General features: G+C 40.0%; 2 protein-coding genes. One reads left to right on the forward strand and one right to left on the reverse strand.

Translation table 11 applies throughout. The features are described from left to right. Window positions 1–189 precede the first annotated feature (189 nt). Window positions 190–966, reverse strand: coding sequence for a hypothetical protein (locus FTV34_RS17080; RefSeq protein WP_180070863.1), 777 nt, complete (start codon window positions 964–966; stop codon window positions 190–192). A 304-nt stretch (window positions 967–1,270) separates the two neighbouring features. On the opposite strand from FTV34_RS17080, the gene FTV34_RS17085 reads away from it, so the two are divergent. Then, on the forward strand, window positions 1,271–2,144 hold an 874-nt coding region (locus tag FTV34_RS17085; RefSeq protein WP_180070865.1), incomplete at its 3' end, for a MobA/MobL family protein.

A 2,144-nucleotide genomic window follows, 5' to 3' on the forward strand; every position in this document is an offset into this window, starting at 1 on the left:
TAAAACCCTGGCAGGATACCGGGGTTTTTTATTGCAATATTCTACACACCTGGCAAATTGGCAATCATCATCATGATTATTCGGAATTTACCCTTCTTCTTGTTTAAGAAAATGGATATCTAAATCCAATCAATCACTGATAAGCCTGATATATCAGGCTTTTTATTACTACAATTTAATAATTTTTAACTATTTTTTGCCTGCCTTACACTCTGATAAAGCTAAATAAATTTCTTTTATATACTCAGGAACGACTTCACCCTCATACTCAATCATTGCTAATTTATCAATGACCTTCAGAAATATTGGCCACCTGAAGTACAAAGTATCAAGATCCATATCAATCTGCTCAAATATTATAGATTTTTCGATCTTATTGATGATCCTCTTATTTCCTACAATGGCTTTTCTAACTTGATCTGGTGTCAAGGTATCAATATTAAGACCCAATTCTTTATAAGCAGCAATCACAGCGCCACCGAGCTGATACTTTCGATTGTTTTCAGCTTTACGCTTTTTCCCTGCATCTTTTTTCTGGATCTGACTCAAGTACAGCTCCAAATCAGCATATTGCAGTTTTTGAGCTTTGAAATTCAGATATCGGGTACACATCATCTTCAGAATATTCAGTTCAGCAACACCCAGTTGATTGTCCTGGTATGCATGAAACAACTCGATAAATTTAGCTTCATATTCAGTCTGTCTAGGATTTTTAGACAGCTCATCAAACAGCAGCTGAAGCTTCAGATGCTCTCTGTAAGGTTTTAATGCTTCTTTGACTAATATTTTCTGTGCTTCAGACAACATCTCAAAATTAAAGTCTTCAGCCTCCAATGCATCAATGACCTGATTCTGTAAGTCGGTCCGTGGATCTTTTTCTAAGAGATATTCCACAAAAGCATGTAACTCTGCCACTTGAAGTAATTGAGCTGGTCTTCCACGCTTTTTTGCTTTTTCAACAGTCATCATCTGCCGCCTAATTTTCAGAACTGCAACCTCTTTAAATATGGTTTTACCATATTTAAAGAGGGCAGTCTGAAAATAATTATTTAAAATAAAAATAAAATTTCTTGAAAAGAATTTTTATTTTTATTTTAAATAATTCGCACTTGACAGTTTCTCCTAATCGGAGAAACTAGTACGCAATGGGGCGCTTCCCCCTTGACCCCCTTCAACCGGATTTTTCAGCCATCCAGGCATTCCAAATCCGGGCGGTTTTCATTCCGTTTCACTGCATAAAAACCGATCCCAGACCAACAAAAAGGTGAGCATGGCCAGTTATCACTTCAGCGTCAAAAGTAAAAATAAAGGCTACGCCACCCAGCATTACCTCTATATTGCTCGGTTGATGCAGTACGAAGGCATCAGGAAAAAAAGCGAAGAAGTCCTAGAACATGTTGAACCTGGACGTTGCATGCCCGCCTTTGTCAAAGATCCGATTGAGTTTTGGCAGGCAGCCGATAGTCATGAACGAGCCAATGCCAAGGCCTACATGGAGTATGAAATTGCCCTACCAAATGAGTTCACGCCAGAACAGCGTAAAACGCTCATAGAGACGTTTTTAGACAAACATATAGTTCCACAGCAATATCCGCATTCATACGCCATACATAACGTTAAATCGCGCCTCAGTGGCGAAGATCAGCCTCATTGTCACATCATGTTCTCGCTAAAAGCCGATGACAGTATTGAACGGACAGCCGAACAATATTTCAAACGCTATAACCCCAAAGATCCAAGCAAAGGCGGTGCAAAGAAAATCCAGCTGCAGGATGGCCACGCAGACTATTCCACTTTTTTAATTTATATCCGAAAACAATGGGAAAACCATCTGAATGATGCCCTTGCACAGCACTGTCCAACCGTCACCTACACACTGGATGGCCAAGACATCACCATCAAAAATCAGGTTTCAGCTGACAACTATGAGAAATACAACGAGATCCATGGCACCTTGTATCTCCCGGAACCCAAATTAGGTGCTGGGAAACAGAATGAAACCGTGGAATACCTGGCTGAGATCCAGAAAATCCGGCTGCACAATGCCAAAGAACGAGAAATGGAACAAAAGCAGCGGCAACAGACGCAGACACATGAATATTTCTATTCATGCTTGAATGAGCCTTACACCTCACTCGAAGTCA

The sequence above is a fragment of the Acinetobacter sp. YH16038 genome (genome assembly GCF_013417275.1).
Classification (GTDB): Bacteria; Pseudomonadota; Gammaproteobacteria; order Pseudomonadales; family Moraxellaceae; genus Acinetobacter.